This window comes from Amycolatopsis sp. NPDC021455 (assembly GCF_040640995.1).
In the GTDB taxonomy this organism is placed as follows: domain Bacteria; phylum Actinomycetota; class Actinomycetes; order Mycobacteriales; family Pseudonocardiaceae; genus Amycolatopsis.
The window spans coordinates 78,699-103,434 of record NZ_JBFACT010000012.1 but is presented as its reverse complement, the minus strand read 5'-3'; the positions used below and the strand labels follow the sequence as shown (position 1 = coordinate 103,434).

The 24,736-nt window shown below is 70.0% G+C and carries 25 protein-coding genes; 12 read left to right on the top strand and 13 right to left on the bottom strand.

What is annotated here, in order from left to right; genetic code table 11:
- Positions 1-403: 403 nt before the first annotated feature.
- The 3 genes from AB0G28_RS17480 to AB0G28_RS17470 form a co-directional block, all read right to left on the bottom strand.
- A complete protein-coding gene (locus AB0G28_RS17480) occupies positions 404-877 on the bottom strand; it encodes a hypothetical protein (protein WP_361089388.1) in 474 nt (157 codons plus the stop codon).
- On the bottom strand, positions 874-2,508 hold the full coding sequence (locus AB0G28_RS17475) for a cytochrome bc complex cytochrome b subunit (RefSeq protein WP_361089386.1): 1,635 nt from the start codon (positions 2,506-2,508) through the stop codon (positions 874-876). The genes AB0G28_RS17480 and AB0G28_RS17475 overlap by 4 nt, the downstream gene beginning before the upstream one ends.
- An 85-nt stretch (positions 2,509-2,593) precedes the next feature.
- Positions 2,594-2,866 carry a hypothetical protein gene (locus AB0G28_RS17470; RefSeq protein ID WP_361089385.1) on the bottom strand — a complete coding sequence of 91 codons (273 nt, stop codon included), beginning with the start codon at positions 2,864-2,866 and terminating at the stop codon, positions 2,594-2,596.
- Positions 2,867-3,212: 346 nt separating this feature from the next.
- On the opposite strand from AB0G28_RS17470, the gene AB0G28_RS17465 reads away from it, so the two are divergent.
- The 3 genes from AB0G28_RS17465 (at position 3,213) to AB0G28_RS17455 (ending at position 4,741) form a co-directional block, all read left to right on the top strand.
- On the top strand, positions 3,213-3,767 hold the full coding sequence (locus tag AB0G28_RS17465; protein WP_361089383.1) for a DUF2231 domain-containing protein: 555 nt from the start codon (positions 3,213-3,215) through the stop codon (positions 3,765-3,767).
- Positions 3,767-4,252 (top strand): hypothetical protein, encoded by a 486-nt coding sequence (locus AB0G28_RS17460; protein WP_361089381.1) that lies wholly within the window; start codon positions 3,767-3,769, stop codon positions 4,250-4,252. Before AB0G28_RS17465 ends, AB0G28_RS17460 begins: the two co-directional genes overlap by 1 nt.
- Positions 4,253-4,351: 99 nt before the next feature.
- Positions 4,352-4,741 carry a hypothetical protein gene (locus tag AB0G28_RS17455; RefSeq protein WP_361089379.1) on the top strand — a complete coding sequence of 130 codons (390 nt, stop codon included), beginning with the start codon at positions 4,352-4,354 and terminating at the stop codon, positions 4,739-4,741.
- Positions 4,742-4,797: 56 nt separating this feature from the next.
- On the opposite strand, the gene AB0G28_RS17450 is transcribed toward AB0G28_RS17455, so the two are convergent.
- The 6 genes from AB0G28_RS17450 to AB0G28_RS17425 form a co-directional block, all read right to left on the bottom strand.
- Positions 4,798-6,216, bottom strand: a complete 1,419-nt coding sequence (locus AB0G28_RS17450; RefSeq protein ID WP_361089377.1) for a tetratricopeptide repeat protein — start codon at positions 6,214-6,216, stop codon at positions 4,798-4,800.
- A 30-nt stretch (positions 6,217-6,246) separates the two neighbouring features.
- Complete coding sequence (locus tag AB0G28_RS17445) at positions 6,247-7,191, bottom strand: ATP-binding protein (protein WP_361089375.1); 945 nt, start codon at positions 7,189-7,191, stop codon at positions 6,247-6,249.
- Between the two features lie 360 nt (positions 7,192-7,551).
- On the bottom strand, positions 7,552-8,544 hold the full coding sequence (locus AB0G28_RS17440) for an aminoglycoside phosphotransferase family protein (protein ID WP_361089373.1): 993 nt from the start codon (positions 8,542-8,544) through the stop codon (positions 7,552-7,554).
- Between the two features lie 9 nt (positions 8,545-8,553).
- Positions 8,554-9,102 carry a DUF4267 domain-containing protein gene (locus tag AB0G28_RS17435; protein ID WP_361089554.1) on the bottom strand — a complete coding sequence of 183 codons (549 nt, stop codon included), beginning with the start codon at positions 9,100-9,102 and terminating at the stop codon, positions 8,554-8,556.
- A gap of 164 nt (positions 9,103-9,266) precedes the next feature.
- A complete protein-coding gene (locus AB0G28_RS17430; protein WP_361089371.1) occupies positions 9,267-9,920 on the bottom strand; it encodes a response regulator transcription factor in 654 nt (217 codons plus the stop codon).
- Positions 9,908-11,218, bottom strand: coding sequence for a histidine kinase (locus tag AB0G28_RS17425; RefSeq protein WP_361089369.1), 1,311 nt, complete (start codon positions 11,216-11,218; stop codon positions 9,908-9,910). The genes AB0G28_RS17430 and AB0G28_RS17425 overlap by 13 nt, the downstream gene beginning before the upstream one ends.
- Positions 11,219-11,417: 199 nt before the next feature.
- Between AB0G28_RS17425 and AB0G28_RS17420 the strand changes: the two genes are divergently transcribed.
- Entirely contained in the window at positions 11,418-12,548 is a 1,131-nt protein-coding gene (locus tag AB0G28_RS17420; RefSeq protein WP_361089367.1) for a serine hydrolase domain-containing protein, read from the top strand.
- Between the two features lie 5 nt (positions 12,549-12,553).
- Here AB0G28_RS17420 and AB0G28_RS17415 read toward each other — a convergent pair whose 3' ends face one another.
- The gene (locus AB0G28_RS17415) at positions 12,554-14,017 is read right to left on the bottom strand and encodes an FAD-dependent monooxygenase (RefSeq protein WP_361089365.1); all 1,464 of its coding nucleotides are present in this window, start codon (positions 14,015-14,017) and stop codon (positions 12,554-12,556) included.
- Between the two features lie 114 nt (positions 14,018-14,131).
- Between AB0G28_RS17415 and AB0G28_RS17410 the strand changes: the two genes are divergently transcribed.
- Positions 14,132-15,097, top strand: coding sequence for an Lrp/AsnC family transcriptional regulator (locus tag AB0G28_RS17410; RefSeq protein ID WP_361089363.1), 966 nt, complete (start codon positions 14,132-14,134; stop codon positions 15,095-15,097).
- A gap of 344 nt (positions 15,098-15,441) precedes the next feature.
- Here AB0G28_RS17410 and AB0G28_RS17405 read toward each other — a convergent pair whose 3' ends face one another.
- The gene (locus AB0G28_RS17405; protein WP_361089361.1) at positions 15,442-16,077 is read right to left on the bottom strand and encodes an SDR family NAD(P)-dependent oxidoreductase; all 636 of its coding nucleotides are present in this window, start codon (positions 16,075-16,077) and stop codon (positions 15,442-15,444) included.
- Between the two features lie 140 nt (positions 16,078-16,217).
- The gene (locus AB0G28_RS17400; RefSeq protein ID WP_361089359.1) at positions 16,218-16,904 is read right to left on the bottom strand and encodes a TetR family transcriptional regulator; all 687 of its coding nucleotides are present in this window, start codon (positions 16,902-16,904) and stop codon (positions 16,218-16,220) included.
- Positions 16,905-16,978: 74 nt separating this feature from the next.
- On the opposite strand from AB0G28_RS17400, the gene AB0G28_RS17395 reads away from it, so the two are divergent.
- Positions 16,979-17,464, top strand: a complete 486-nt coding sequence (locus AB0G28_RS17395; RefSeq protein ID WP_361089357.1) for an SRPBCC domain-containing protein — start codon at positions 16,979-16,981, stop codon at positions 17,462-17,464.
- Positions 17,461-17,841: a DUF1304 domain-containing protein gene (locus AB0G28_RS17390; RefSeq protein WP_361089355.1), complete on the top strand. Its 381-nt coding sequence runs from the start codon at positions 17,461-17,463 to the stop codon at positions 17,839-17,841. Before AB0G28_RS17395 ends, AB0G28_RS17390 begins: the two co-directional genes overlap by 4 nt.
- Here AB0G28_RS17390 and AB0G28_RS17385 read toward each other — a convergent pair.
- The gene (locus tag AB0G28_RS17385) at positions 17,822-18,349 is read right to left on the bottom strand and encodes a hypothetical protein (RefSeq protein WP_361089353.1); all 528 of its coding nucleotides are present in this window, start codon (positions 18,347-18,349) and stop codon (positions 17,822-17,824) included. The genes AB0G28_RS17390 and AB0G28_RS17385 overlap by 20 nt on opposite strands.
- 218 nt (positions 18,350-18,567) lie before the next feature.
- Here AB0G28_RS17385 and AB0G28_RS17380 point away from each other — a divergent pair, with 218 nt between their 5' ends.
- From AB0G28_RS17380 to AB0G28_RS17360, 5 genes are all read left to right on the top strand, one after another.
- Complete coding sequence (locus AB0G28_RS17380; RefSeq protein WP_361089351.1) at positions 18,568-19,104, top strand: hypothetical protein; 537 nt, start codon at positions 18,568-18,570, stop codon at positions 19,102-19,104.
- Positions 19,105-19,199: 95 nt separating this feature from the next.
- Positions 19,200-20,042: a polyprenyl synthetase family protein gene (locus tag AB0G28_RS17375; RefSeq protein WP_361089349.1), complete on the top strand. Its 843-nt coding sequence runs from the start codon at positions 19,200-19,202 to the stop codon at positions 20,040-20,042.
- On the top strand, positions 20,030-22,063 hold the full coding sequence (locus AB0G28_RS17370; RefSeq protein ID WP_361089347.1) for a hypothetical protein: 2,034 nt from the start codon (positions 20,030-20,032) through the stop codon (positions 22,061-22,063). Before AB0G28_RS17375 ends, AB0G28_RS17370 begins: the two co-directional genes overlap by 13 nt.
- The gene (locus AB0G28_RS17365) at positions 22,060-23,109 is read left to right on the top strand and encodes a VCBS repeat-containing protein (protein ID WP_361089345.1); all 1,050 of its coding nucleotides are present in this window, start codon (positions 22,060-22,062) and stop codon (positions 23,107-23,109) included. Before AB0G28_RS17370 ends, AB0G28_RS17365 begins: the two co-directional genes overlap by 4 nt.
- 20 nt (positions 23,110-23,129) lie before the next feature.
- Positions 23,130-24,731, top strand: coding sequence for a hypothetical protein (locus AB0G28_RS17360; protein ID WP_361089343.1), 1,602 nt, complete (start codon positions 23,130-23,132; stop codon positions 24,729-24,731).
- The last annotated feature ends 5 nt before the right edge of the window (positions 24,732-24,736 follow it).

Here is a 24,736-nt window from a genome sequence, read left to right as displayed (position 1 = left end):
CGCTCACGGCGTGGTGTTCCCCGCCGACGGCGGCGGTGGGCGTGACGTGCGTCGCGCACAGGTCGACCGCGTTGACGGGCCAGCCACGGAGGTCGCCGCAGCGCGGTGATCGAGGTCCGCTCCCAGAGCGCGACTACCTACTTGCTGTGCGACGTCGTTGCCCGTGACGCAACCGGACTGACCGTGTAGCTGCGGTGCGCGGCAGCGGATGGCGGCGGGCGCCGCGGAAACGATGTCCCCGCCCGACAGCGCGCCGTGGCCGGAGTAGAGGAGTGGATGGGTGGCTGACCGGCGGTTGGCACAGGAATGCCGCGTGGCGGTGCCGTCTGCGGGGCGAGTGGCCGCTCGTTCGACGGCAGAGCGCCCGATCGAGTGAACTGACGGCAGCAACCCGGGAGCGGGCTCAGCGGGCCGCGACCGGGATAGTGCCCGCCAGACAGCCGCGCCGCTGTGCGGACACGCCCAATTGGCCGACGTCGTCGATGATCAGCTCCGCGCTCGCACCGGGGCGGGGTGGGATCAGCACGAACAGCACCTGCCGCTGCTGGTCGGCGGCGCAGACCCACGGTAGCGACGGCTCAGTGAGCTGGAGGCCGACTGTGAGGCGGTGCCCGCTGACACACACGGTGACCGCAGGGGAGCCTTCGGACAGTTCCACCCGGCAGCCCGCGGCCAGTGGCCAGAGGCCGCGTTCCCATTCCCAGGCGGTGGGAGCGGCCAGGCCCGCTTCCGTCAGCATCCCGAAGAGCCGGCGGTGATCCGCGGGGCGTCCGGGTTGCAGGAGCAGCACCGGGTAGGAGCTGGTGTCTTCGTAGACGAGGACGTCGATCTGCCAGCGTGACGGCACGGCCGTGCCGCCGGGCCCCGGCGGGCTCATGACGGCTGCCCGCCCTCTTCGGTGGTGGGTTCCCCGCCGAGGCCGTGGCGCATCGTCCCGCGCCGGACGGCGGCCTCGAGGGCGGCGGTCTCCTCCGGCGGGTCGGGGCGCAGCAGGCTGCCCGGGACCGGGTGCCCGGCGGCGCCCAGCTTGTTGGGCTTCTTCGGCACGGGCGCTCCTTGGTAGGTCAGGGCCTTGCCGTCGAGTGGCTGGTGGATTTCGAGGTAGGTGCCGGCCGGGGACCGGGTGATGATCCCGGTTTCGATGCCGTGCTCGAGCACTTCGCGGTCCGAGCGCTGCAGGGCAAGGCAGATGCGGTAGGTCAGCACATACGCGATCGGCGGGGCGATCAGCAGGCCGATGCGTCCGGCCCAGGTGGTGGCGTTGAGCGAGATGTCGAACTGCAGCGCGATGATGTCGTTGAACGACGACAGCGTCAGGACGGCGTAAAGGGCCAGCGCCATCATGCCGATGCTCGTGCGCACCGGAGCGTCGCGCGGCCGCTGGAGGAGGTTGTGGTGGGCGGTGTCCCGCGACAGCCGCCGTTCGATCCACGGGTAGGAGATCAGTGGCACGAAGAGCACGGTCATGCCGATGACGCCGGCGAAGAACGGCTGCGGGATGGTGTGGTTGCCGGGGAAGAGTTCCCACGGCGGGTAGACGCGCAGCAGGCCGTCGGCAAACCCCATGTACCAGTCGGGCTGGGACCCGGCGGAGACCTTGGACGGGTCGTAGGGGCCGAACTTCCACACCGGGTTGATCTGGAACAGCCCGGACATCAGCGCCAGCAGCCCGGTGACGACCGCGAAGAACGCCCCGCCCTTGAGGGCGAACACCGGCAGGATCCGGACGCCGACGACGTTGGTCTCCTTCCGCCGGACGCCGGGGAACTGGGTGTGCTTCTGGTACCAGACCAGGGCCAGATGCACGCCGACGAGCGCGAGCATGATGCCGGGGATCAGCAGGATGTGGACGGTGTAGAGCCGGGGGATGATGACGTCGCCGGGGAATTCGCCGCCGAAGATCGCCCAGTGCAGCCAGGTCCCGATCACCGGCAGGGACAGCACGATCCCGGACAGCGTGGCGCGGATGCCGGTGCCGGAGAGCAGGTCGTCGGGCAGGGAGTAGCCGAAGAATCCTTCGAACATGCCGAGGATCAGCAGCAGGGCGCCGATCACCCAGTTGGCTTCGCGGGGACGGCGGAAGGCTCCGGTGAAGAAGATCCGGAGCATGTGCACCATCATCGCGCCGACGAAGATGAGCGCGGCCCAGTGGTGCAGTTGCCGCATGAAGAGCCCGCCGCGGACCTCGAACGACAGGTTCAGCGTGGTGGCGAACGCCCGGGACATGGGGACGCCGCGCAGGTCCGCGTAGACGCCCTGGTAGGTCACTTCCTGCATGGACGGGTCGAAGAACAGCGTCAGGTACACGCCGCTGAGCAGGAGCACGATGAAGCTGTAGAGCGCGACCTCGCCGAGCAGGAAGGACCAGTGCGTCGGGAAGACCTTGTTGAACTGGTGACGCAGGCCGGCGGCCACGTGCAGCCGCTGGTCGGCGGCCTCGGCCGCCGAGGCCGCGGCGCGGGTCGCCCGGCTGCGACCCCGGGTCGGCGAAAGGTGACTTGGGCTCATGGTTCCTCCGCGCGGATCGGCGACCGTCAGCCGCGCATACCCAGGCCCGTTCCCGACAACCTCTGAAACCGGCGATCCTTCGGATTCAGCCGTGCCGGGTGTCGGACCGCACGTCCGCCGTCGTGGCGACGCTGCCGTTGACGGCGACGCCGTGCGCCCTTCCGGCAGCCGCCGCGCTGGTCGCGGGCGGGGCCGCGTGCCGGTCGAACGGAGGTGAGAACGACGTGCCCGCAAGTGCGACGTATCCGGCCGCCAGCGCGACCACCCAGCGCCACAGCGGACGGTAGCGGACCGGTTCGGCGCCGTCGGGCACCGCGTGCGCCCGGGCGTGATTCGGTGTCGGAAGCCAGGAGGGCATCATCGGGGTCTCCATCCTCGAGGGGCGGCCGAGAGCAGATGTACCCGGCGCGGACCAGGCCAACCGACTCCTTCCCGACTATCGGGTGGCGCCCAGGTACGGATGCAAGAAGTGCCTGGCTGACCGAGCGCATGCAGACCGGCACCAGGCCGTCATCACCTGGACGCGGGCATTGGCCGCGGATCCCGCGACGCGCGCGGGCCTACGTGACCGGCCGCACGCAAAGGCGCCGAACCTACGCCGGGGAACTCGCCGCGGGTGCCGCAGCGTGGTGGCTTACCACGCTGTCGACGGGGTTGACCGGCCGTTGCGCGGGTAGCCGAAAGCCATGACGGACGGTGGACCTGTGAACGACGCGACTGTGGCCGAACCCCATCGCCTGCTCTCGGCGGTGGAGCGGGCACGGATCCTGGACGGTCCCGCCGAGGCCTTCGCGAAGCCGTTGCGGCGGTTCTTCGGCGGCCGGGCGGGGCGGTCGTTGCGCGGGCGCGAGCTCGGGCACCCGCTGCACCCGCTCGCGGTTACCCTGCCGATCGGGGCGTGGCTGTGCTCGTCGCTGCTGGACTTCCTGCCGGGCAACGATGCCGCCGCCCGGCGGCTGGTGGCCGTTGGGCTGCTGGCCACACCGCCGACGATGGTGCTGGGCGCGGCGGACTACAGCGGGCTGGACGTCCGCCAGCGCCGCGTCGGCCTGGCTCACGCCGCGGGCAACGCGCTCGCCGCGGTCGTGTTCGCGAAGTCGTATGCCGCTCGTCTTCGGGGCGCGAAGGGAGCGGGCAGGACGCTGAACCTGGTCGGTCTGCTCGTGCTCAGTGCCGGTGGCGCGCTCGGTGGTCACCTTTCCTACGCCCAGGGCGCCGGGGTCTTCCGCTGGCAGTCCGCGAACGAAGGCGGTGCGTGATGACCGACTACCTGGCCATCTACCTGCGCGACCAGCTCGCCCTGGGCATCACCTGGCGAGCCCTCGCCCGACGCGCCCGCGACAACAACAAAGGCACCGAGCGGGGCAAGGCGTTGGCAGAGGTCGCCGACGGCATCGCGGAGGACGTGCGCACATTCGAGGCGATCATGCGCGCGCTCGGGGTCCGGCCCAACCCGGCCAAGGTCGTCCTCGCGGCGGCCGGGGAGCGGCTGGGGCGGCTCAAGCGCAACGGCCGGTGGGTGTCGTACTCGCCGTTGAGCCGGTTCGTGGAGCTGGAAGGCCTCGCGATGGGCATCGAGGGCAAGAAGATCCTGTGGCACACGCTGGGCGAGCTGGCCGGGTTGCGGGAGCGGTTGCCGGACATGGACTTCGACGAGCTGCTCGCTCGCGCCGGCCGGCAGCGGCAGACCTTGGAGCCCTTCCGGCGCGAGGCCGGTATGCGGGCGTTCGCCGCGAAAACCTGATCACGGGTTTCTCGCTGCCGGAGCCCCGGTTCACGGCCGCGGTCGCCAGCGGGTCCACGACCGGCGATCCGTCCGCTCACCGGTTGCGGCGGCGCAGCGGTGGCACAGGACCAGCCGCTGGTCGGTCGTGTCGGCCAGCCAGCGGGCGTCCAGCCACAGCACGTGCGGGAAACGCCGCAACCCGGCCTTGTGCAACGGGATCCCGCGCAGCGTCTGGAGGAGGGAGTGCCCTGGCAGGCGACGAAGACCTGGAAAGCCAGCAAAGGCCCAGATTTTATGGTCAAGAAGACTCGCATCCTCGACCTTTACGACCACCCGCCCGCCGACGGGCGAGTGATCTGCGCCGACGAGTTCGGGCCACTGAACCTGCAGCCACGTCCCGGCCGCGGCTGGTTCCCGAAGGGGCGCCCGGCCCGGCAGCGTGCCACTTACACCCGCACCAAAGGCATCCGGCACATCGGCATTGCAGGACGTCCGCTTGACCTGTGACTGGCCGGCTACCATGCTATGCGCTGCCGTGCCCCGGTTACTTCAATATCGACCGGTCAGGTCAGTAGAACGAGCTTTTCCCGGACAGATTCGCCCTCGGGGTGGTGCAGATCGTCGAATATCACTGCTGCCTGCCGCCAGGCTGTAAGAGCCTTGTCGTGGGCGCTTCGAAGGGCGTACACGTCGCCGATCTGGGCGAGCGTGTGTGCTTCCCAATAGCGTGATCCGAGTTTCCGATCGATGGCCAGTGATTGTTTATGAGCCGCGATTGAACGACCGTATTGGCGTAGTTGTTTGTGGGTGTATCCGAGGGTGCTCAGCGCCGTGGCTTCGCCCTCTGTGTGGCCCAGTTCGCGGTACAGCCTGAGCGCTCGTTCGACGAGAGGCAGTGCTTCGGCTGGGAAGCCGAGTAACGCGCGTTGACGTGCAACAGCGTTGAGTGCGTCTGCCTGGCGTTCCAGGTTCGGCTGGTCGCGGGTGAGTTCCCAGGCGCGGAGGGCGTGACGCAATGCGTCGCTGTAGCGCTGCTGCAGCTCGTACACGAGGACGTACCCGTGGTGGACGGCGACGGGACAACTGCAGCCACCGCCCGCTTGTGGCAGGAGTTCGGTGGCCTCGTCGAGGACGATCGTGGACTCTTCGATGCGGCCCAGACGCGCAAGGGCCCGAGCAAGGGCCGCCAAGATGGCCAGGCGTCCGTGGTCGTCGGTCGCCACCTCCAGCGCCCTTCGGTGCACAGCGGCTCGTTCGTGGAGCTGTCCGCTGCGGCCGAGGAAGATGTCGAGTGCCCGCGCGAGGCATCGCACATGGCCGGCGAGCTTGTTGCGGGTGGCGAAGTCGATGACTGCCAGCAAGGTCGCGTTTTCCCGGCTCAGCCAGGCCATGGCGTCCTGGTAGCCGGACAGGTGGGGCGGCATTGACCGTGGCGGTGTGGGGCGGATCTGGCCGTCTCGGCAGGGCAGGAGGTGGCGGTCCGCCACGGTCATGGCTTTCGCGTAGAAGTCGGTGATGCTCACCTTGACGGCGTTGAGATCTGGTTCGTCGCGTTCGGCGCACTCCTTTGCGTACACGCGAAGGAGGTCGTGGAAGCGGTAGCGGCCTGGTTGGTGTTCCTCGAGCAGGTGGGCGGCGGTGAGAGTGGTCAGCAGCGGTCCGACTTTGCCGTCCCCGACAAGCGCACTGCAGGCCAGTCGGTCGATGTCGGGGCCGGGGTGCACGCCGAGCAGGCGGAAGAGGCGTGCGGCGGGTTCGGAGAGTACCTGGTAGGACCAGGAGAGTACGGCACGGACGTCCAGGTCGCGTTCGCCGAGGTCCAGCAGGTCGAGGCGCTCGCGTTCGTTGCGCAACTGCTCGGTCAACCGGCTGAGTGACAGGTTCGGCTGGTTCGCCGCTCGGGCGGCGACGATGCTGAGTGCGAGGGGAAGCCGGGCACATTGCTCGACTAATTGCGCAGCGGCTTCCGGTTCGGCGTCCACCCGGTCCGGGGAGACGTGACAGGTGAGGACTCAGACCGCGTCATCGAAGGGCAGCACGTCCAGCTCAAGCCGGTGGGCGCCTTCACGAATCACCAGGCTGTCCAGCCGGTTGCGGCTGGTGATGACGACTAGGCAGGTGGGCGAGTTGGGCAACAGCGGCCGAACCTGATCGGCGGAGCGCGCGTTGTCCAGCAGGATCAGCATCCGGCGCTCGGCGACCAGGCTGCGATACAGTGCCGAACGCGCGTCCAGTTCACCCGGGATTGCTGACGGCGCGACGTCGAGTGCTTCGAGGAACCCGTGCAATGCTTGCGCTGGTTCGAGTTGTGCGCGGGGGTCGAAGCCTCGTAGGTCGACGTGCAACTGCCCGTCGGGGAACCGGTCCTGGACTGCGTTGGCCCATCGGGTCGCCAGTGTCGTTTTTCCGATGCCGGCCGTTCCTGCGATGGCGGTGATCACGACGGTCGGGGCGTCGTGCTGGTCGAGCACCGTTCCCAGGCGATCCAGCTCGTCTGTGCGGCCGACGAAGTGCCGGCTTGCCGACGGAAGCTGGCGCGGCGTCGACGTACTCGCCGGCGACTGTGTCGATGCCTCACCAAGCAGGCGCATCCAGGCGGTCGTGTCGGTCTCTTTGACAGTGACGTGGACGGGTCGGTACTCGGCAGGTGTGCCGCCATCGCTGTGCCGCACCACCTCGTCGAAGAACCATGACGATGCGATAACTCCCAGTGGCCCTGCTGACCGGGCGAAGGCGGCCTTGAACGCCGCGGCGTCCAGCAACCGGAAAGCATGGTTGATCGCCGTCGCCACCACCCCGTGGTCGTCGTAGCGTATCTCGCCGGCATGCAACGCCATCCTTAGCCGGATTTGCCGCGCCGGGTCGTTGGTCTCGTTGTAAGTGCGGAGTTCCGCACTGAGCCTATCGGGTAGAGACTCGACAAGCACGCTCTTCGGCACCGTGGCCGGAATGATCACCAGTACTCCGTCGCCGCAGTCCTGGTGATCACACTCGGCCAAGGACACAGAAGTCGTAGCCATTGCAGCGGTCAGTACCCGGTAGAGGCCGGATCGGATCCCAACCCGATCACGGTCGGTTCTCGTGGGTGATCCGAAACGCTCGACGTCCACTGCAAGTATCGTGCGATGCACTGCAGATCTCAGGCTGGGCATGGTTACCTCGGTCGAGGGCCGGGAAGTTCGCTTCTGACCAGGATGAGCACCGCGCAGTGCCGTCGCAAGCACCTTCACCGTCCCGGCAAACGCCACCAGGCCCGGAAATGGAGAGCTGCGCAAGTGAAGCAGCCCCGTTCTCAGCGCGCTCCGCTCGACCGAGCGCTACGCCGGAGGCAGGAGCGCCAACGCCTCTTTCGCGTTGTGCTCGGCGATCCCGTGCATGAAAGCACGATCGGGGAAGTTCCCGTCGAGCAGACGCAGCGGCCCGGCCACCAGCGACAGCCGCATCGCTAGCAGGTAGAAGTCGAGCCGACGCTGATCGAGGGCGGGCCGGGCCAGCGCGGTGTAGTGCTTGCCGAAGCGGAGCCGGAGGAAGACGTGCTCCCACTCGACGTCGAAGTGCATCAGGCCCTCGATGTCGATCAGCACAGGGTGCCCGTCGGCGTCGATCAGGACGTGGTCGGGTCCGAGTTCTCCGTGGATCAGCCCGTACTCCGCGCGAGCACGGACCGAACCGGCCAATTCCCGCAGGCGGTCGCGCAACGCGGGGCTGGCGGCCGCGATGTGCCCGTGGCGCTCGGCCGCCTCCTCGAGGTCCCGTAGCGCGCGGTCGAGAACTCGCCGCTCGCACGAGCCCCCGGGCACCGATCCGCTCCGGTTCAGCAGGTCGACCCTGCCGTAGTGCCGGCTCCGGTGCCGGTGCATCACTTCGAGCGTCTCGGCGAGTTCGCCCAGGGCTTTCGCGGCACGCGTGTAATCGGTTTCGAAGAGCGCTTCGAGCGTGCCACCGGGGACGTCCTCGACCACGGCGACGTCCGCCGGATAGCGGCGACGGCTGTCGTCGACCAGGTGTATCCGGGGAGTTCGGACTCCGAGTTCGGCCAAGCTGCGCTGCGCGGCCAAGAACGGGGCCAGGCCTGAGGCAGGCGCGAACGGGTCAGCAGGGTCGGCGTCCTCTTCGCCGGGCCAGAAGTTTTCGGTTTCGGCCCAGTTGTAGACGATCACGCTGGCTGTGCGGGTTCCGGCAAGGTGGATCCGGTACACCCCTTTCTTGCTGCCGCCGCGCAACCGGTCGACCGCGAGCACCCGGCATCCCGCTCCCAGCGCTTCACGCATGAGCCCCGAGAGGTGGTCGCCGTCAGCGAATTGAGGCATCCCCGAAACCTATCGAAGAGACGCTGAGCGCGGGCTGGAACCTCCCCGGCCTCCGGTCACCGACGAACGGAACCGCCGAGCCGTCGGACGTAGCCCCTGCGCGCGTGTTTTCACCTTCACCCTCAGGTGGGCTTTGGCAACCTGTTTAAGGACGCGAAGAACTCTGCGGTGGTGTGTCGAGTGGGGCAGGCGTGCGCGCCGATCTTTCCGGTGACGATCTCCGGAGCGGTGCAGAGGGTGGTTATGCCGTGCCAGAGGCAGTCCTGCGTAGCCGTGCGGGCAGGTCAGGCGCAGCGGCAGCGTAGGCCGACTGTCGATCCTCTTCTGTGCAGCTGTCAGGCGGGCTGTGCGGCGGGCGCCGGCGGTGGCCTTGTGCGCCTCACCGGTCTCCCGGAGGGTCAGCAGGCCGGTGATCGCGATCAGCGCCGAGGTGAGGCCCTGGATGCCGAACGCGGCGGCGAGGGGGCCGTGGTGGGCCAAGAGGTTGATCATGTCGCCGTATGGGGCGGCGGCCTCCATCAGCAGGACCCAGTCCAGGGCGCGGCGGCGGCCCGTCAGCAGGAGGAAGACTACCGGCGGTAGCGACGAGAATCGCCGCGCTCATCGCAGGCGGCCGCGGCAGTCGGACAGCGTTTCGCCCGCCGACGCTCGCTCGTCGGCATGACCGGACATTCGACGGGGGAATGAGTCGCTCGGCTGCGGCGGAGTATCGCCGGCGGCTGTCAGTGGCCTGGATCGAGGAGGGTGAGTACGGCGCGAACGCGGCGGTGGTGATGGTCGCCGGGGTGCAGGCCGAGTTTGGCGAAGATCGACGAGATGTGCTTGTCGACTGTGCCGGCAGCGACTACCAGGGTCGCGGCGATGGCGCTGTTGCCGAGTCCTTCGGCCATCAGGCCGAGCACCCGTCGTTCCTGCGGGGTGAGCGTGTCCAGGCCGGGGCCGGTCGCGCTGCGGCGGCGCAGCAGCGCTGCCACCACCTCGGGGTCCAGTGCGGTTCCTCCGCCGGCCACGCGACGCAGTGCCGCGACCAGTTCGCCGGTGTCGGTCATCCGGTCTTTCAGCAGGTAGCCCAGCCCGTCGGGGCCGCTGGTGATCAGTTCGGCTGCCTGGCCGACTCGCAGGTACTGGGACAGCATCAGCAGTCCGACTTCCGGTGCGTGCGCGCGGATGCGGCGTGCGGCGCGCAGGCCTTCGTCGGTGTGGGTGGGTGGCATTCGCACGTCGATCACCGCCGCGTCCGGGCGCAGCTCGTGTACGGCGGTGAGCAGGTCTTCGGCGTTCGCGGTCGCCGCCGCCACGGTGCATCCGGCTTCGCCGAGGATCAGCGTCAGGCCGTGGCGGATCAGGGCCGAGTCGTCGGCGATCACGACCCGCACGGCAGGCTCGCTTCCACCACGGTCCCGCCCGTTCGGCCGGTGCGGACGGCGAGCCGGCCCCCGGCCGCGTCGACGCGATCGGCCAGCCCTCGCAGTCCCGTGCCGCGTGCGGGGTCGGCGCCGCCATGGCCGTTGTCGGCGACGGTGATCCGCAGCCGGGTGGCGTCGCGGGCGAGTGCGATGCGCGCCCGGGTGGCCGCGGCGTGCTTGATCGTGTTGGTCAGTGCCTCGGCGGCCACGTAGTAGGCCGCGGCGGCGGTCGGGACCGGCAGCGGGCCGGCCCGGCCGGAGAGTTCGACCGGCAGCGGAACCTGCCAGGCCAGCTCGGTGAGTGCGGCGTCCAAGCCGTCGTCGGCCAGTGCCGCGGGGTGGGCGTGGTGGCAGATGTGCCGCAACTGCACGCGCGCGTCGGCGAGGATCGTGCGCACCCGGCTCAGCGTGTGTGCGGCGTCGGCAGCGCTGTCGAGGTGACGGGTGAGCACGTCGAGCAGGACGGCGGCGGACACCAGGTGCTGTTGGACGCCGTCGTGCAGGTCGCGTTCGATCCGCCGCCGCTCGATGTCGGCCACAGCCAGCACACGCGCCCGCGACGCCCGCAGCCGGGCCAGCGTGCGGCAGGCCACCGTGATCAGGAAACCGACCGGCGTGATCACGAGCAGCCCGAACAGGCCGTGCAGCAACCAGGCCGGTGGGTCGCCGCGCAATCCGGTCACTTCGACGGCCAGGTAGGCGAGCAACGCCGCCCCGCCGGGCACCAGCACCGGCAGCACCGGGCCGATCCCCGCCCGATCCGGCCTGCGCAGCCTGATCACCACCGTCACGCACCCTGCGACCGTGGCGGCGACGACCACCGCGACGCCCAGAGCGCGCGCCGGAAGAGGGCCGGTCATCAACCCACCGGCGACCACCGCCACCCCGTAACCGGCGATCGGCATCGCCCGGCCCGACACGCGCCTGGGCAGCTGGCTGAGCAGCACGTGGACCAGCGCCGCCGCCACCAGGTTGCCGGCCGGCGCGCCACCGAACCCAGGCGAGCCCGACGCCGACGCCGAGGCCAGCAGCACCAGCCAGGCCATCCCGAAGCCGCCGAGCAACAGGCCCGGTCCGCCGGCGCCGAGCCGGGTCCGGCAGAGCAGGCCGATGGCGCTGAACGAACCGCCCACGGCGAACACGAGCAGCTGCGTGTCCGGCGGCACGACCGGCCGGACGGCCTCCGCGGCGGCGGCCAGAACCGCGGCCGTGAGCGCGCCGACGGCCAGGACCACCGAGGCGGACGGGCGGAATCCGATGCTGTCCACCCCACCGATTCTGCCGATCTCAGCGGCCTGCCCGGCGGTTCGCGGCCCGAGTTGCCCGGTCCGGCCGCACACCGGCACCGCCATCCGGCGGCATCGCGGTGGGGTTCACCCCCAGCCGCACATCGTGGTGCCGGCCCGGCTGTGTCCGGCGGCGCGAGGCAGTGGACTACCGGGGCACCCAGTCCGAAGGAGATTCCCCATGAGGTTGATCAACTCGCTGGCAGCTGCCCTGCTCGCCGTTCCGGTCACGACCGGCGCGACACCCGCGACCCTGCCGCCGCTGGATCCCGCCGCGGTGGCCGCGGCCGTGCGGCAGGCGCCGGGCGGCCCGGTCCTCGGCATCCTGGCCACAGTGGACGGTCGGGACGGCGCGTTGCGGGTGACCGCCGGCCGGGCCGACGTGCGAACCGATCGGCCCGTGCGGGCCGACGGCCGGTTCCGGATCGCCAGTATCACCAAGACGTTCGTGGCCACCACGGTCCTGCAGCTGGTCGCCGAGCACCGTCTCGGCCTGGACGATCCGGTGCAGCGGTTCCTGCCCGGCGTGCTGCCGGCGAGCTACCCGCCGATCCCGGTGCGCGAACTGCTCCAGCACACCAGCGGCCTTTACGACTACGGCCAGGAAATCATGACCACACCGGCACAGGTGCTGCGCGACCGGTGGCGGCACCGGAGCCCCCGCGAACTGGTGGACATCGCGACCGCGCACCCGCTCGCCTTCCCGCCCGGCACCCGGCTGGCCTATTCCAACACCGGCTACGTGCTGCTCGGCATGGTGATCCGGGCGGTCACCGCGCACTGGTGGGGCGACGAAGTCCGCACCCGGCTGCTGGCGCCACTGCACCTGACCGGCACCACCGTGCCCGGCGACGACCCCGCCATCCCCGGACCGCACGCCCACGGCTACGTCGTCAACGGCGACCGGCCCGAGCTGGTGGACCTCACCACCTACAACCCCTCCTGGGCGGACGCCGCCGGCGACATGATCTCCTCCGCCCGCGACCTGCACACCTTCTTCGCCGCGCTGCTGGCCGGACGGCTGCTCCCCGCCGCCCTGCTCGATCAGATGCTGACCCCGTACCCGAACGGCACCTTGGGTGGCCTCGCCGGCTACGGACTCGGCATCATGACCCTCCGGCTACCCCCGGCCTGCGGCGGCCAGACCCTGTACGGCCACGGAGCAGGCATCGTCGGCTTCGCCGGCTTGGCCTTCAGTACCCGCGACGGGCAGCGCAGCTTCGTCGTCTCGGTCAACACCACCGCGTTCGACGCCGAACAGAGCCCGATCTCCACGCTGCTGTCCATCAACCAAACAGTGTTCTGCGGCTGACCGGCTCAGGAGCGGTCGAGCTCTGTTCGTCGGTGCGGCTCGCCGAACCAGTGGCCGAGGGCCGGCTCGAGGTCGTCCGGGTTGCCTGCCCAGCACACGTAACCGTCCGGCCTGATGAGCATCGGTTCGGTACCGGTGCCCTGGCCCGCGCGGTCGACCCGGTCCTGCCAGAGGGTGGCGACCTTGGCGAACCTGTCGAGGGGGTCGATCAGGACGCCGCGGCCGGGTCGCAGCAGCTCGTGCGACCGGACCGGGCCGAGGTCGAGGTCCGGCGCGGGGAGGCCGACGAGCGGCAGGTCCTCGGCGGCCGGCATCGGGTAGCGGATGCCCATCCCGGACAACACGTCGTCGAGGTGGTACTGCACGTCCCGCAGTCGTGCCAGAGCGGCGAACAGGTCTTTCGCGGCCGTCAGGTCCGGGTCGCCGGTGCCCTGGTGGTCCATCAGCAGGCTTTGCGCTTGGACGTTGCGCAGCACGGCGGCCGCGACCGGGTGGCGTTCGGTGTGGTAGGTGTCGAGCAGGTGTTCCGGGGCCCAGCCCCGCACCGCGGCGCCGAGTTTCCACCCGAGGTTGAGCGCGTCCTGGAGACCGGTGTTCATGCCTTGCGCGCCGATCGGGAGGTGGACGTGCGCGGCGTCGCCGGCCAGGAACACCCGCCCGTGCCGGTACCGCGCCGCCTGCCGGGCGGCGTTGGTGATGCGGCGGGCGTAGCACAGTTCGAGCAGCTGCACCCGGGAGCCGAAGACGGCCCGCAGCCCGTCGCGGATCTCGTCCTCGGTGACCGGGACCTCGCGGGGCACTGACCGGCCGGGCCCACCCAGCGCGAGCCGCCGCAGTGGCCTGCCCCGCGGATCGGTGCCGAGCGGGAACACCGACGCCCAGTGCCCGTCCTCGCTGCGGGCGTGCGTCATCGCCGGGTCGTCGCCGCTCAACCGCACGTCGGCGGCGACCGTGGTGATCGTGCCTGCCCTGCCGGGGAACGCGGCCCCCAGCAGGGACCGCACCGTGCTGCGGCCACCGTCGGCCGCGACGAGGTATCGGGAGCGGATGACGTCGCCGCTCGCGAAGGTCGCGGTGACCCCGTCCTCGTCCTGGGCGAGGCCGGTCAGTTCGTAGCTGCGCCGCACGGGGATGCCTTGTGCGGCAAGGTGCCGCTCGAGGAAGCCTTCGATCACCACCTGCGGAACCGACCGCCACGGATGGCGGTGCCTGTCCCGGGTGAGGGGGAGCGTGATCCCGGCGAAGTGGGCGGTGCCGGCCGGGTAGTTCCCGGTGGCCAGCAACGGTTCCAGCAAGCCGCGCTGGTCGAACGCCTCCTGCGTGCGAGACTGCACGCCGCCCGCCTTCGACAACGTGCTGCGCTGCGGCAGCTTGTCGACCAGCACGGGCGGTACTCCCGCCACCCGCAGCTCGTTGGCCAGCATCATGCCGGTCGGGCCCGCGCCGACGACGAGCACATCGGTGTCCATGGGTTTCTCCTGGTTGTGTCGATCAGGACGGGAGCAACGCTCCGCCTGCCGACGCGGTTCCGCCAGAAGTAGGCCGGATCGAGCCGGTATCCGACGCGAATTAGGCTTGTGCCGGTGGAATCCGACTACGACGAGCTGGATCGCCGGCTCGTGCACGCCCTGCAGGTCAACGGCCGGGCGCCCTTCAGCACGATCGCCGAAGTTCTCGGCGTCGCGGATCGCACCATCGCCCGCCGGTACGCCCGGTTGCGGTCGGCGGGGGCGGTGCGGGTGCTCGGCGGGGTCGATCCGGCCGCCCTGGGTGCGGTGCTGTGGTTCCTGCGGGTGCGCTGCGCGCCCGCCGCGTCGATCCCGGTCGCCGAAGCGCTGGCCCGGCGCCCGGACACGTCCTGGGTGAGCATCACCTCCGGAGGCACGGAGATCACCTGCACGGTCCGCACGGAGAGCGAAGCCGACAGCGAGGCGCTGCTGCTGGCGAAGCTGCCCCGTACTCCTCGCGTGGAGGGCGTGACCGCGCACTCCGTGCTGCACGCGTTCTACGGCGGTCCGGACAGCCTGGTCGCCAAACTCGGTTCGCTGGACGAGGAGGAGATCGAACGGCTGCGTCCGCCCCCGGTACCCCATCGACCGGGACCGGTACGGCTCGACGACGGGGATCGCAAGCTCCTCGCCGCGCTGGCCGCCGACGGCCGGGCCGAGCTCGAGCGGCTGGCCGCGGTGACCGGCTGGTCCCCGACGACGGTCCGGCGCCGGATGACCGAGCTGCGCGAACGCGGGGTGCTGTACCTGGACATCGACGTCGACGGAAGCATGTTCGGTGTCGGCCCCCGAACCATGCTCTGGCTCTCGGTCGCCCCCGCGCACCTGGAAGAGGCCGGTGCGGCACTGGCCGGGCACCAGGAGATCGCGTTCGCCGCCGCCACGACCGGGCCGACGAACCTGTACGCCAGCGTGGTGTGCGCGAACCAGCGGGAGCTGTACCGGTACTTGACCACCAGCGTCGCCGCGCTGCCGGCGATCACCCACATCGAGACCGCGCCGGTGATCAAGACCGTCAAGCGGGCGGCGAACCGGATGTAGCGTCCACACCGGACGTGCCGGCGGCCGGGGGCACGGCACCACGACCAGCCGGGCGCCGCGCAGGTCCGTGCGTTGCCAGGCGGTCCCGATGTCGCTCAGGGGGACCCGCACCACGTCGAAAGTGAGCTCGCCGGATCGCGTCCACGCCACGACCTGGTCGTGGAGCCGCTTCACGGTCTGCGGGTCGAGTCCTGAGGCCGCGCCGCGGATTTCGACCCCCGACGTGCGCAGGCTCTCCGCCCCGGCCGCATCGTCGACGACGTGTTCCGCGAGTGCCTGGAGGTGGTCATCGACGGTGTCACGGCGAAGGCCGGTCCTCCGTCCTGACCGGCCGGCGGGCCGGGCTACGCGTCGTGGAAGGAGGCCGGTTCGGCCGGGATCCGTTGGGACATCAGGCAGAACTCGTTGCCTTCGGGATCCTCCAGTACCACCCAGGAGCCGCTGCCGGTGATGGCCGAGCGCCGGGCGCCGAGACCGAGCAGCCGGGCAAGTTCCTCGTCCTGTCCGCGATCGGTCGGGCAGACATCGAAATGCATCCGGTTCTTGGTCGTCTTCGGCTCGTCGACACGGATGAACAGGATGTCCGGACTGGTCGTCGCTCCCCGGATCGCCACCCCGATCCCATCGCGGGCGAAGACTCGATAGCCCAGTACCTCGCACCAAAATCCGGCGATCAGTTCGGGATCGTGGCAGTCGATGATGATGTCGCCCACGCGGCTCGTCATGGGACGGAAGCGTATCGGGGGATGGAGGAAAGCGGTCAGTGCATTGGCTTTGCCGTCGATGACTGCAGGTCCGTTGCCGGACAGGGCACGCACCACAGTGGCGGCGACAGCCTCGGCGCTGCGCGTGCCGCGGGGGTTCATCGGCGTCCTCGTGGGGCCGGGACTGACCGCCACCACGCGGACCCCGGTGCCGCGGGTTTCGGCCCACAGCGCCTGGGTGAACGAGACGACATACGCCTTCGTCGCCGCGTACACCGCCAGGTAGGGGGCGGGGATGTACCCGCCGGTGCTGGCGATGTTGAGCCCGGCCGCGAGTGGTCAGCGAGAAGGCGTCCGGCTTCTTCAGCGCGGCGGAGCAGCCTCTCGTGGCGACGAGCACCCGCGCTGATGACGGGTCAGCGTGGTTTCGCGGGTGCCGGGAATGTGGCCAGTCCTGCTTCGGCCAGGCGGGCGGCACGGCGGACGTCCCGGCTCACGGCTTCGATAGCGTCCGGCAAGGGGTGGCCGGGGCGCACGTGGGTCCGGAGGGCGCGGAACTGGACCCGCCACAGGCCGAGGAGCGTCGCCGCGGCGAGCTGGGGTTCGGGGTCGTCGGGGCGCAGTCCGCCGCGGGTGGCGAGCGCTTCGGCGGCGATGTCGACGAACCGGTCGGCGATGTCGCTCTGATATGCCCGCAGTGACGGGGTGTTCCGGATCAGGTCGCCGAACTTCCGGTACTGCGCCAGCGCGCGGTCGGCGTCGGCGTCGGTGGCGAGAGCCGTGGCGAGGCCGTCCCGTTCGTGGTCGAGGATCGTCAGCATCGCGCTGACCGGGGGCAGCGCCGGGTCCGGCAGGTGGGTGCGCAACGCGTCGGCGGTTGTCTCGAGCCGGTCCAGGAGCAGCGCTTCCTTGCTCGGGAAGTAGTTGAAGACGGTTTTCTCGGACACTCCGCACGCTTCGCCGACGTCGGCCACCCGGACGGCGTCGAAGCCGCGTTCGAGGAACATCCGCGCGGCGGTGTCCGACAGCTGCCGGCGCATCGCCCGTTTCTTGCGCTCCCGCAACCCTTCGACGGCCGGCCGGCCGGCTCCCGTTGTCGTCATGCGACCATCCTACTTCAGCCACATGAAAAATTCTGCTACAGTAATTTTATAGCCACTGAAGTTAGGAGTCCGCAGTGTCCGAGATCCACATCGTTCGCGACTACCCCCACTCGGCCGTGAAGGTCTGGCGGGCCATGACCGACCCGGAGCTGATCCCGTACTGGACCTCGACCGGCAAAGGCGCCCGCGCGGTCGGGTTCGAGCCGGTGGCCGGCAACAAGTTCCAGTTCGTCGCCAAGCCGATGCCCGGCTGGCGGGGCATCGTCGACTGCGAGGTGCTCGAGGTCCGCGAGCGGGAACTGCTGCACTACACCTGGGTCGGCGCGGAAGGGGAGACACCCAGCCACGTCCGCTACCGGCTCGAGCCCACAGCCGAGGGAACCCGCTTCACCTACCACCACACCGGATTCACCGGCGTCGGTGGGTTCGCCATGGCCAAGCTGCTCGGCGCGGTCCGGACCAAGATGCTCACCGTGGGAGTGCCCGCCCTGCTCGCCGAACTGGACGAGACCGGCGCACTGCTCCCGGACGCGCCCCTGCGGCTGGCGCGACCCCGATGAACATCCCCGCACAGCTGCTCGCGCTGGCCGCGGCGCTGATGCACCTGTGGATCTTCACGATGGAAAGTGTCCGCTTCGGGCGACCCGAGGTGCACGCCATGTTCGAGGTGCGCGCGGCGGATCTCGCCGTCGTGCGCCCCTGGGCGTTCCACCAGGGCTGCTACAACGCACTCCTGGCCCTGCAGGTGCTCGCCGGGCTGACCGCGGCCCACTCGGGCGCGATCGAGGCCGGCCAAGCCCTCGTCCTGGCCGCCGGCGTGTCCATGCTCGCGGCGAGCGTGGCGCTGATCGCCTTCGACCCCCGCCGGGGGCGGATCAAGGGCTTGATCGGCCAGGGCGCACCCGCCCTGGCCACCCTCATCGCCATGATGGCCTGAGTCGCCCCCGGGGACGGGAACCGCGTCCGCCCACCTTGCCCCGGTGATTTCGGCCGGGCCACGCCCATCGCGAACGTTGCGCGGCACCGCGTTGCGAACGAGGCGACCTGCTTCGACCTGTGGGCAGCTTGGGACCGCAGGGGTCCGGCCGCGGAGCGGTCCGGCGCCCCTGCGGACCGCTACCGACCCGCCGCAACCGGCTGGAGCAGAGGACGAGGTCGTAGCTCTCCGAGTTGCCGGAGGCGAAACCGGCATCCACCCGGTCGTCGTGCTCGGCGATCGACGTCACCGACTCGCTCAGGCGCAGCTCCGAGGTTTCGGGCAGCGCGTCGGCCAGGATCCGGGACAGGTCCTCGCGGGCGATTTCGATGTCGTCGGGCGACCGGCCGACAGGCACGCCGTTTTCGTCCACGAAGTGCACCTGCTCGGTCATGCGGATACGCGCGTCGCGGATGTCGATGGGCGAACCGTCTTGCTCGGTCCGGGTGGATCCGTCGGCGAATCTCATTCAAGGTGTGGCCAGAGCGATCGGGCCGACGACATCCGCCCGGGCTGGGACACCCCGTCCCGCGTTGGTTGTAGACCAGAAATATGTACGGTTGGCGCCTTTCGAACTAGGCCATTCTGGTGACAAGCTGTGCCGTTGATAACGGGGCATTGGCAAGCTGCGACGTGATCAGCGTCCGTTGTGACGACGGAGCACTGAATACGTGGCGGGGGGCTGCGGTGACGCATGACGACGAACGACGACTTTCCCGGGAACTGAGCAGACGCCGGTTCGTGCGCTGCTCAATGGTGTTGGCGGGAACGGCCGCCCTGGCCGTCGGTGGTGTCTCCGTTGCGGAAGCCACGGAATTCTCCTGGCCGGATGATGACCTCGGCGCGGTGCTCGCGCTGTGCCGGGCGGTCGCCACGGCCCCTGCGCCGCTACCGTCCTTCGGCGAAGAAGGCACGCCGCTCTCGCGGGCGACCCGGAACCGGCTTGAGCAGCGGCTCGGCTCCCTGGCGCCCGCCAGGCGAGCACAGGCACAGCAGGGTGCGCGGGTGTTGCGGGAACTCGGCGCCGCGGGCGCGGACAAGGCGTGCGTGATCGCGGGCCTCGGCCGCAGGATCCAAGGTGACCCTGGTGCGAAACGGCTGCTCACACCCGTCACGGCGCTCGCTCTCTCGACGGTGACGATGCACTTCGACGCCGCGGCCGACGCTTCCGCCGAGCTGTGGCTCGACTTCGCGAAGCACTACCATTTGCGCGTCTCGGGATGACGCGCCCGGTCATACGGGACCGGGCCTACGCGCTTCGAGTGCGGGAACAGCTGACTGACTTGCTCGCCGGGATTCCGGCAAACCAGCGTGTGCTGGTGGCGCCGCTGGTGCGGGCCGGGGGCAAGGGGCTGCGTTCGCACCTGATCGAGGTGTGTTCCCGGTTCGGCAGGCCCCGCCGGGACCGGCTGGTGGCTCTCGGCGCGGTGGTCGAGCTCCTGCATGTCGCGTCGTTGCTGCACGACGACGTCATCGACCGAGCTGCCACGCGTCGTGGTGACACCGCCGCGCACGTCGTCGCCGGACCGGAACCGGCTGTTGTGGCGGGAGCGTTGTGCATGGCACGTGCCGCGCGGGAAGCGGCGCGGCTCGGGTCCGGTATCAGCCGTGCCGTCGCCGCGGTCACCGCCGAGCTGGCTTACGGGGAGTTGCTCGACGTCGAACGATCCTTCGACACGCATCTTCCCGTCGACCGCTACTTGGAACTCGTTCGCCGGAAGACCGGGGAATTGTTCCGCTTTTGCTGCGTCCTCGGCGCTCTCGAAGCGGGCGCGGAACCCGCCGTGCTCGCGGCGCTCACGGAGTTCGGCGTCGAGCTGGGCACGGCGTTCCAGATCATGGACGACTGCCTGGACCTGCAGGAGGATCCTGGGGGCAAGCCCACCGGTACGGACCACGTTCTGGGGTTGTTCGGCCTGCCCACCCTCTACGCGATCCAGCGGAACACGCCGGGGTTGCCGGAACTGCTGCTCTCACCGGGTTTTTCGCGGGACGACCTGCCGGAGGTGCGCGCGCTGGTCGAGGCGGGCGGCGGATTCGCCCGTGCTGAGGCGTTGGCCCGGGAGCACTTCGAGCGCGCGGTCACTTCGCTCGGTGCACTGGCGAGTACCGCGCCGGGTCGCGAGCTCCTCCGCCTCCAGGACGTCCTGTGGCCGAACTGATCACGGTGGACGCCGCGGTGGTCGGTGATGGGGTCGCAGGGTGTGCCACCGCGGCCGAGCTGGCCCGTCACGGCCTTGTCACCACCATCCTTGTCGGGCGGCCGCGGGAGACGGGCGGCGACTACGACGTCCTGCTGACTGAGCGCATGGCGCGGCTGGTCGCGCCGACGGTTCCGCTCCGGCGAGCGGGTGCGTACAGGGCGCACTTCGGCGACGACGTGACCGCCGGCTGGGCCGACGCCGGGCTGGTGATCTGCCGCAAGTCCGATCTGGAGCGGCGCGCCGCCGAACGCGCGGAACAAGCAGGTAGCCGGAGGATGGCGGCAGACTTCGTCGCTGTCGAGGGCGACACCCTGCACCTCGCGCTACCGGAGGGCGGAAGCGTCCTGGTCCGGGCGCGGCACGTCGTGCTGGCGACCGGGTGGACCTCGTCATCGCGTCGCGCCTCGCACGGCGACGCGGTGATCTGCACGCGCCGGTTCCGCGGCGCCTTCAGCACCGGCACGGATGTCCACCTCCGGATCCCCTCGCGGCACGGCACGGCGGTATCGATCCGCGTGCTGCCCGCACCGGACGATGACCATCAGGTCAGCGTCACCGTCACCGCGCTGGACGACTGCGGTGAGATCGACGCCGGAAGGCTGATGGGACAGGCGCTCGAAACCCTCATCGGAGCCGATTCGCGGTACCGCTCTCTCGTCGCCACGAGTCCTTTGGTGGCCGGGGTCGCCGGGACGTCGTTCACCCCCGGCGCGTCCGTCACCGAGGGCAGGCTGGTGGTCGGAGACGCGCTGGGCCTGCTCGACCCTTTCGCCGGGCAAGCTCTGGACAACGGTGTCCGGAGCGCGCTCCTGGCCGCGGAGTCGATCGTGACCCACCGCGATGACCCGGGCGCGGCGGCACAGCGGTACCGGGCCGGCGTTGCCGGGACGTTCGCCGGCTACGGCGAGGGCGTGCACGAGCTGTCCCGGCACTTCCACCTGGCTTGGCGCGTGCTCGCGGCGACCGCGCACAGCGAGAACCCGTTCTTCGTCAAGGCCCGCACCGCGGTGCTGGTGCCAGGTGGGTTCGCCACCCTGACCCCGGAGTCCGCCGTTCTCGCCGGTTCCCGGCCGGCCCGCGCACTGCACCCGTTCCTCGCCGGCTGCTCCGAACTGGCACTCGCCGCGGTGCGCGACCGGTGGCCCTTCGTCGCGTCGATCGTCGCCGCCGGCCGGCACGAGGGCCGGCAGAACCTCCGGCCCGCCCTGCTGTTCGGGGCTGCGCTGTGTGCCGAGGGCGCTCCGCCCGACATCCGCCGCGCGGACGTCGGCGCCGCCGTCGAACTGACCACACTCGGCATGCTGGGGCTGACCGCGTCACCGGTCACCACAACACCCGTCCGCGGGGTCGACTGGGCGTCGGCGAGCGCGATCCTCGCGGGCGACTTCCTGCTGGCGCAAGCCGGAAACCTGATCGCGGGCCGGGACGGGGACTTGGACACCGCCTTCGCGGACTGGCTGGCCGAGCTGGCCGAGCACCGTGGTGACCAGCTCGGAGAGACCCCGAGGACGCGCGACCCGTCGCCGTTTCTCGCCGCGCTGTTCGAGTTCCCGGCCCGGATCGGGGCCCAGCTCGCGGGCGCGTCCGACGAAACCGTGGCGCTGCTGCGCGAGCTGGGCGCGAGCCTCGGACGGCTCTTCGGCCACACCGAAGACCTGCTGGCCCTCAGCGGCCTGCCCACCCGGCTCGACACCACGCTGCCCGGCCTCTTCGACGTACGGCTGTCCGCCCTGCCGCACCTGCTGAGCGGCGAGGGCGACGTGACGGCGGAAGCCTTGGCAGCCGACCCGGTCATGTGGACACGGGCAGTACACCTCACCCGCGTTCACGCTCGAGCCGAGTACAGCGCGGCGACCGAGCTGGCCCGCCGCATCCCGGCACCCACCGCCCGGGCGATCCTGCTCGACTTCTGCCGCGCCATGGCGGAACCGGCACTGACACCACCCCGAGAACCCACCGGAGAAAGGACGTCCGCATGATCCGCCCGATCACGACGATCGTCACCACGCTGCTGCTCGGCAGCTCACTCGTGACCGGGGCGAACACCGCCGCGGCAGAACCATCGACCACGGCGATCGCCCTGCCCGTCATACCCGCCACCAGTCCATTGCGCGAGCTGCTGAGATCAGGGCCGGGTGCGCACCGGCAGGCGCACACGGCACTGGCCGCGGGACGGGGGGACATCACCGGTGACGGCCGCCCCGACCTGGTCACCGTGTCCACGGGGACCAACCAGATCAGCGTCCACGCCGGCACCGCCGACGGAACCGGCGCGTTCAGCTCCAGCACGGCGATCGGGACCACCGGCGCCGACCGCACCTGGCTCGGACAGGGTGACCTCACCGGCGACGGCAACCGCGACATCCTGACCTTCGCCACGGACGGGAGCATGCACATCGCCGCGCACTCCGGGACGTTCAACGGCACCGCGACCCTGAACCCCGAGTACACCTGGTCCACCGGCTGGCAGGCAGGCAGCCTCTGGGCGCTCGCCGACTTCGTCGGCCGCGACCCCAACGACCCCACCACGCTCGACGGACTCGCGGACATCCTTTTCCGCTACAGCGGGGACAACGGGTACTACCTCTACGTCAACGAGGGTCCGGACGCCGGCGGCAGGCCGCAGCTGAGCAACCGCGGGAAACTTCTCGACAACATGCAGGCCGTGACCTCGATGTCGATCGCCGACGTCACCGCGGACGGTTTCCCCGACCTCTACATGACCTTCACCGACGGCAGCGCCCGGCTGCTGGACATCTTCGCCGAACTCGACTCCAGCGGTCACTGGCAGGCCAAGTTCTACACCCTCCAGCCGACTGGTGTCGTCGCCGCGGACACGCGGACGCTCACCGACGTCAACGGCGACGGCCTGCCCGACCTCGTGATCTGGCACAAGGCCACCGGCACCGTGACCGCTGACCTCCACAGTGGACTGTGGAACCCGGCGGCGCCTTCGGCGTTGTTCGACACCGCACACGAACGCACGCTGACCACCGGCTGGACCGGCTACCGGCTCGCCGCCTGAGGCGCCACGAAGGAGGAACCGTGCTCGACCCGGCCACCGAGACCCGGCTGACTCACGGCAAAGGGCTCATCAAAGAACGCTTCTGGACCCACTCCAACATCACCTCCGTCGGGGTGGGGGCCCGCCAGCGAGGCGGGGAGTGGACCGACGAACCCGCCGTCACCGTCGGCGTGGTCAAGAAACGCAGGCCCGGCTACCTCCGCGCCGACGAGATCCTGCCCGACCGCATCGACGTCGACGGCATCAGCCACAAGGTGGACGTGGTCGAGACGGGAGTCGTCCGCTTCTGCGGGCAGCAGGAATTCCCGGGCGCCGGCAACGACCCGAAGAAGAAGTGGATGCTCGCCGTGCAGACCCGGCCACTGCAGGCCGGCGCCGCCATCGTCGACCTGACCACTCGTCACACCGCCGACGGCGGGGGAATCGAGTACTACGGCGGCACGATCGCGGCGTTCGTCAAGGACGCCCAGGGCGTCGTCCACGCCCTCTCCAACGCGCACGTGATGGTCAACCTCGACCGGCTCCACCAGGCCGAGCCGGTGATCGGCGACAAGATGACCCAGCCGTTCCCCGATTCGGACAACGAAGCGGCCTCCGTCGTCGGAGAGCTTTCCGGCTACGTGCCCTACCTGACCGGCATCTTCGCGAAGAACACGATGGACTGCGCCATCGCGCGGCTGTACGACCAGAGCGGCTGGACCACCAGCTACCCCGGCAACCGCATGAGCCCGAACAGCCCGCAGAACAAGGCGATCGGGCTGTTCTTCGCGTCGAACTCGGACCATTCGCGCTGCTTCATCGTCAGGCTCGAACCGATGCTGCAGCGGCTCGGCGTGTCGATGGTCGTCGCCGACAGCACGTTCGACGTCAGCGGCTACCAGATGTTCGAGCCGATCGAAAAGGTCGGAGCCAGAACCGGCTACAGCTCGACCCAGATCGTGAACGTCATGGACTCCACGAAAGTCCACATGGACGACGGCCGTTACTACAGCTTCGACAACCTCATCGCGACCGAGCGGATGGGCTGGCCCGGCGATTCGGGCTCGCTCGTGCGTCTGGGCGGCGACGGCATCACCCCGGTCATCCTCGAGAACGTGCCCGACAGCGGATGCGGAGTCTTCGACTCGGTGGGGAACATGTACGCGCTGCCCCTCAACGGCGACATCCCGCTCGCCGACAACATCCGCGACAACTTCCTCGCCCAGACAAGGCTGGGGAGCCTGCTGACCCACCTGTTCTACCTCAACGCCGAGACGGTGACGAACCGCAGCATCGAGTCCCCCGCTTCCGACTACGAGAAGGCCGGTGCTCGCGGTCTCTACGACAAGTACCGGAACTACGTGGCCTCGGCCATGGCCAATCCCCGCGACCCGGCGTATGTGGTGACGCAGCAGCACCTCGACGACACCGCTTCCGCGATCAACGGCGCGGCGCTGCACATGACCCAGCAGGAGACCGACGCGCTCAAGAGCATCTACAACACCGTCATCACCCCCACCCTCGGCATGCACTACGACCAGGTTCTGACCCACATGAACAACGACACCGTCTACCACAGCGTCCTCGACACCCTGACGAAAGTGCCCACCATCGTCACCGAGGGAGTGGTCGGCCCGGGCTGAGAGGC

Excerpts from the sequence above, each read along its gene's own strand:
- AB0G28_RS17480 (WP_361089388.1), bottom strand. The coding sequence starts at position 877 with ATGAGCCCGCCGGGGCCCGGCGGCACGGCCGTGCCGTCACGCTGGCAG.
- AB0G28_RS17475 (WP_361089386.1), bottom strand. The coding sequence starts at position 2,508 with ATGAGCCCAAGTCACCTTTCGCCGACCCGGGGTCGCAGCCGGGCGACC.
- AB0G28_RS17470 (WP_361089385.1), bottom strand. The coding sequence starts at position 2,866 with ATGCCCTCCTGGCTTCCGACACCGAATCACGCCCGGGCGCACGCGGTG.
- AB0G28_RS17460 (WP_361089381.1), top strand. The coding sequence starts at position 3,767 with ATGACCGACTACCTGGCCATCTACCTGCGCGACCAGCTCGCCCTGGGC.
- AB0G28_RS17440 (WP_361089373.1), bottom strand. The coding sequence starts at position 8,544 with ATGCCTCAATTCGCTGACGGCGACCACCTCTCGGGGCTCATGCGTGAA.
- AB0G28_RS17420 (WP_361089367.1), top strand. The coding sequence starts at position 11,418 with ATGAGGTTGATCAACTCGCTGGCAGCTGCCCTGCTCGCCGTTCCGGTC.
- AB0G28_RS17415 (WP_361089365.1), bottom strand. The coding sequence starts at position 14,017 with ATGGACACCGATGTGCTCGTCGTCGGCGCGGGCCCGACCGGCATGATG.
- AB0G28_RS17400 (WP_361089359.1), bottom strand. The coding sequence starts at position 16,904 with ATGACGACAACGGGAGCCGGCCGGCCGGCCGTCGAAGGGTTGCGGGAG.
- AB0G28_RS17390 (WP_361089355.1), top strand. The coding sequence starts at position 17,461 with ATGAACATCCCCGCACAGCTGCTCGCGCTGGCCGCGGCGCTGATGCAC.
- AB0G28_RS17385 (WP_361089353.1), bottom strand. The coding sequence starts at position 18,349 with ATGAGATTCGCCGACGGATCCACCCGGACCGAGCAAGACGGTTCGCCC.
- AB0G28_RS17365 (WP_361089345.1), top strand. The coding sequence starts at position 22,060 with ATGATCCGCCCGATCACGACGATCGTCACCACGCTGCTGCTCGGCAGC.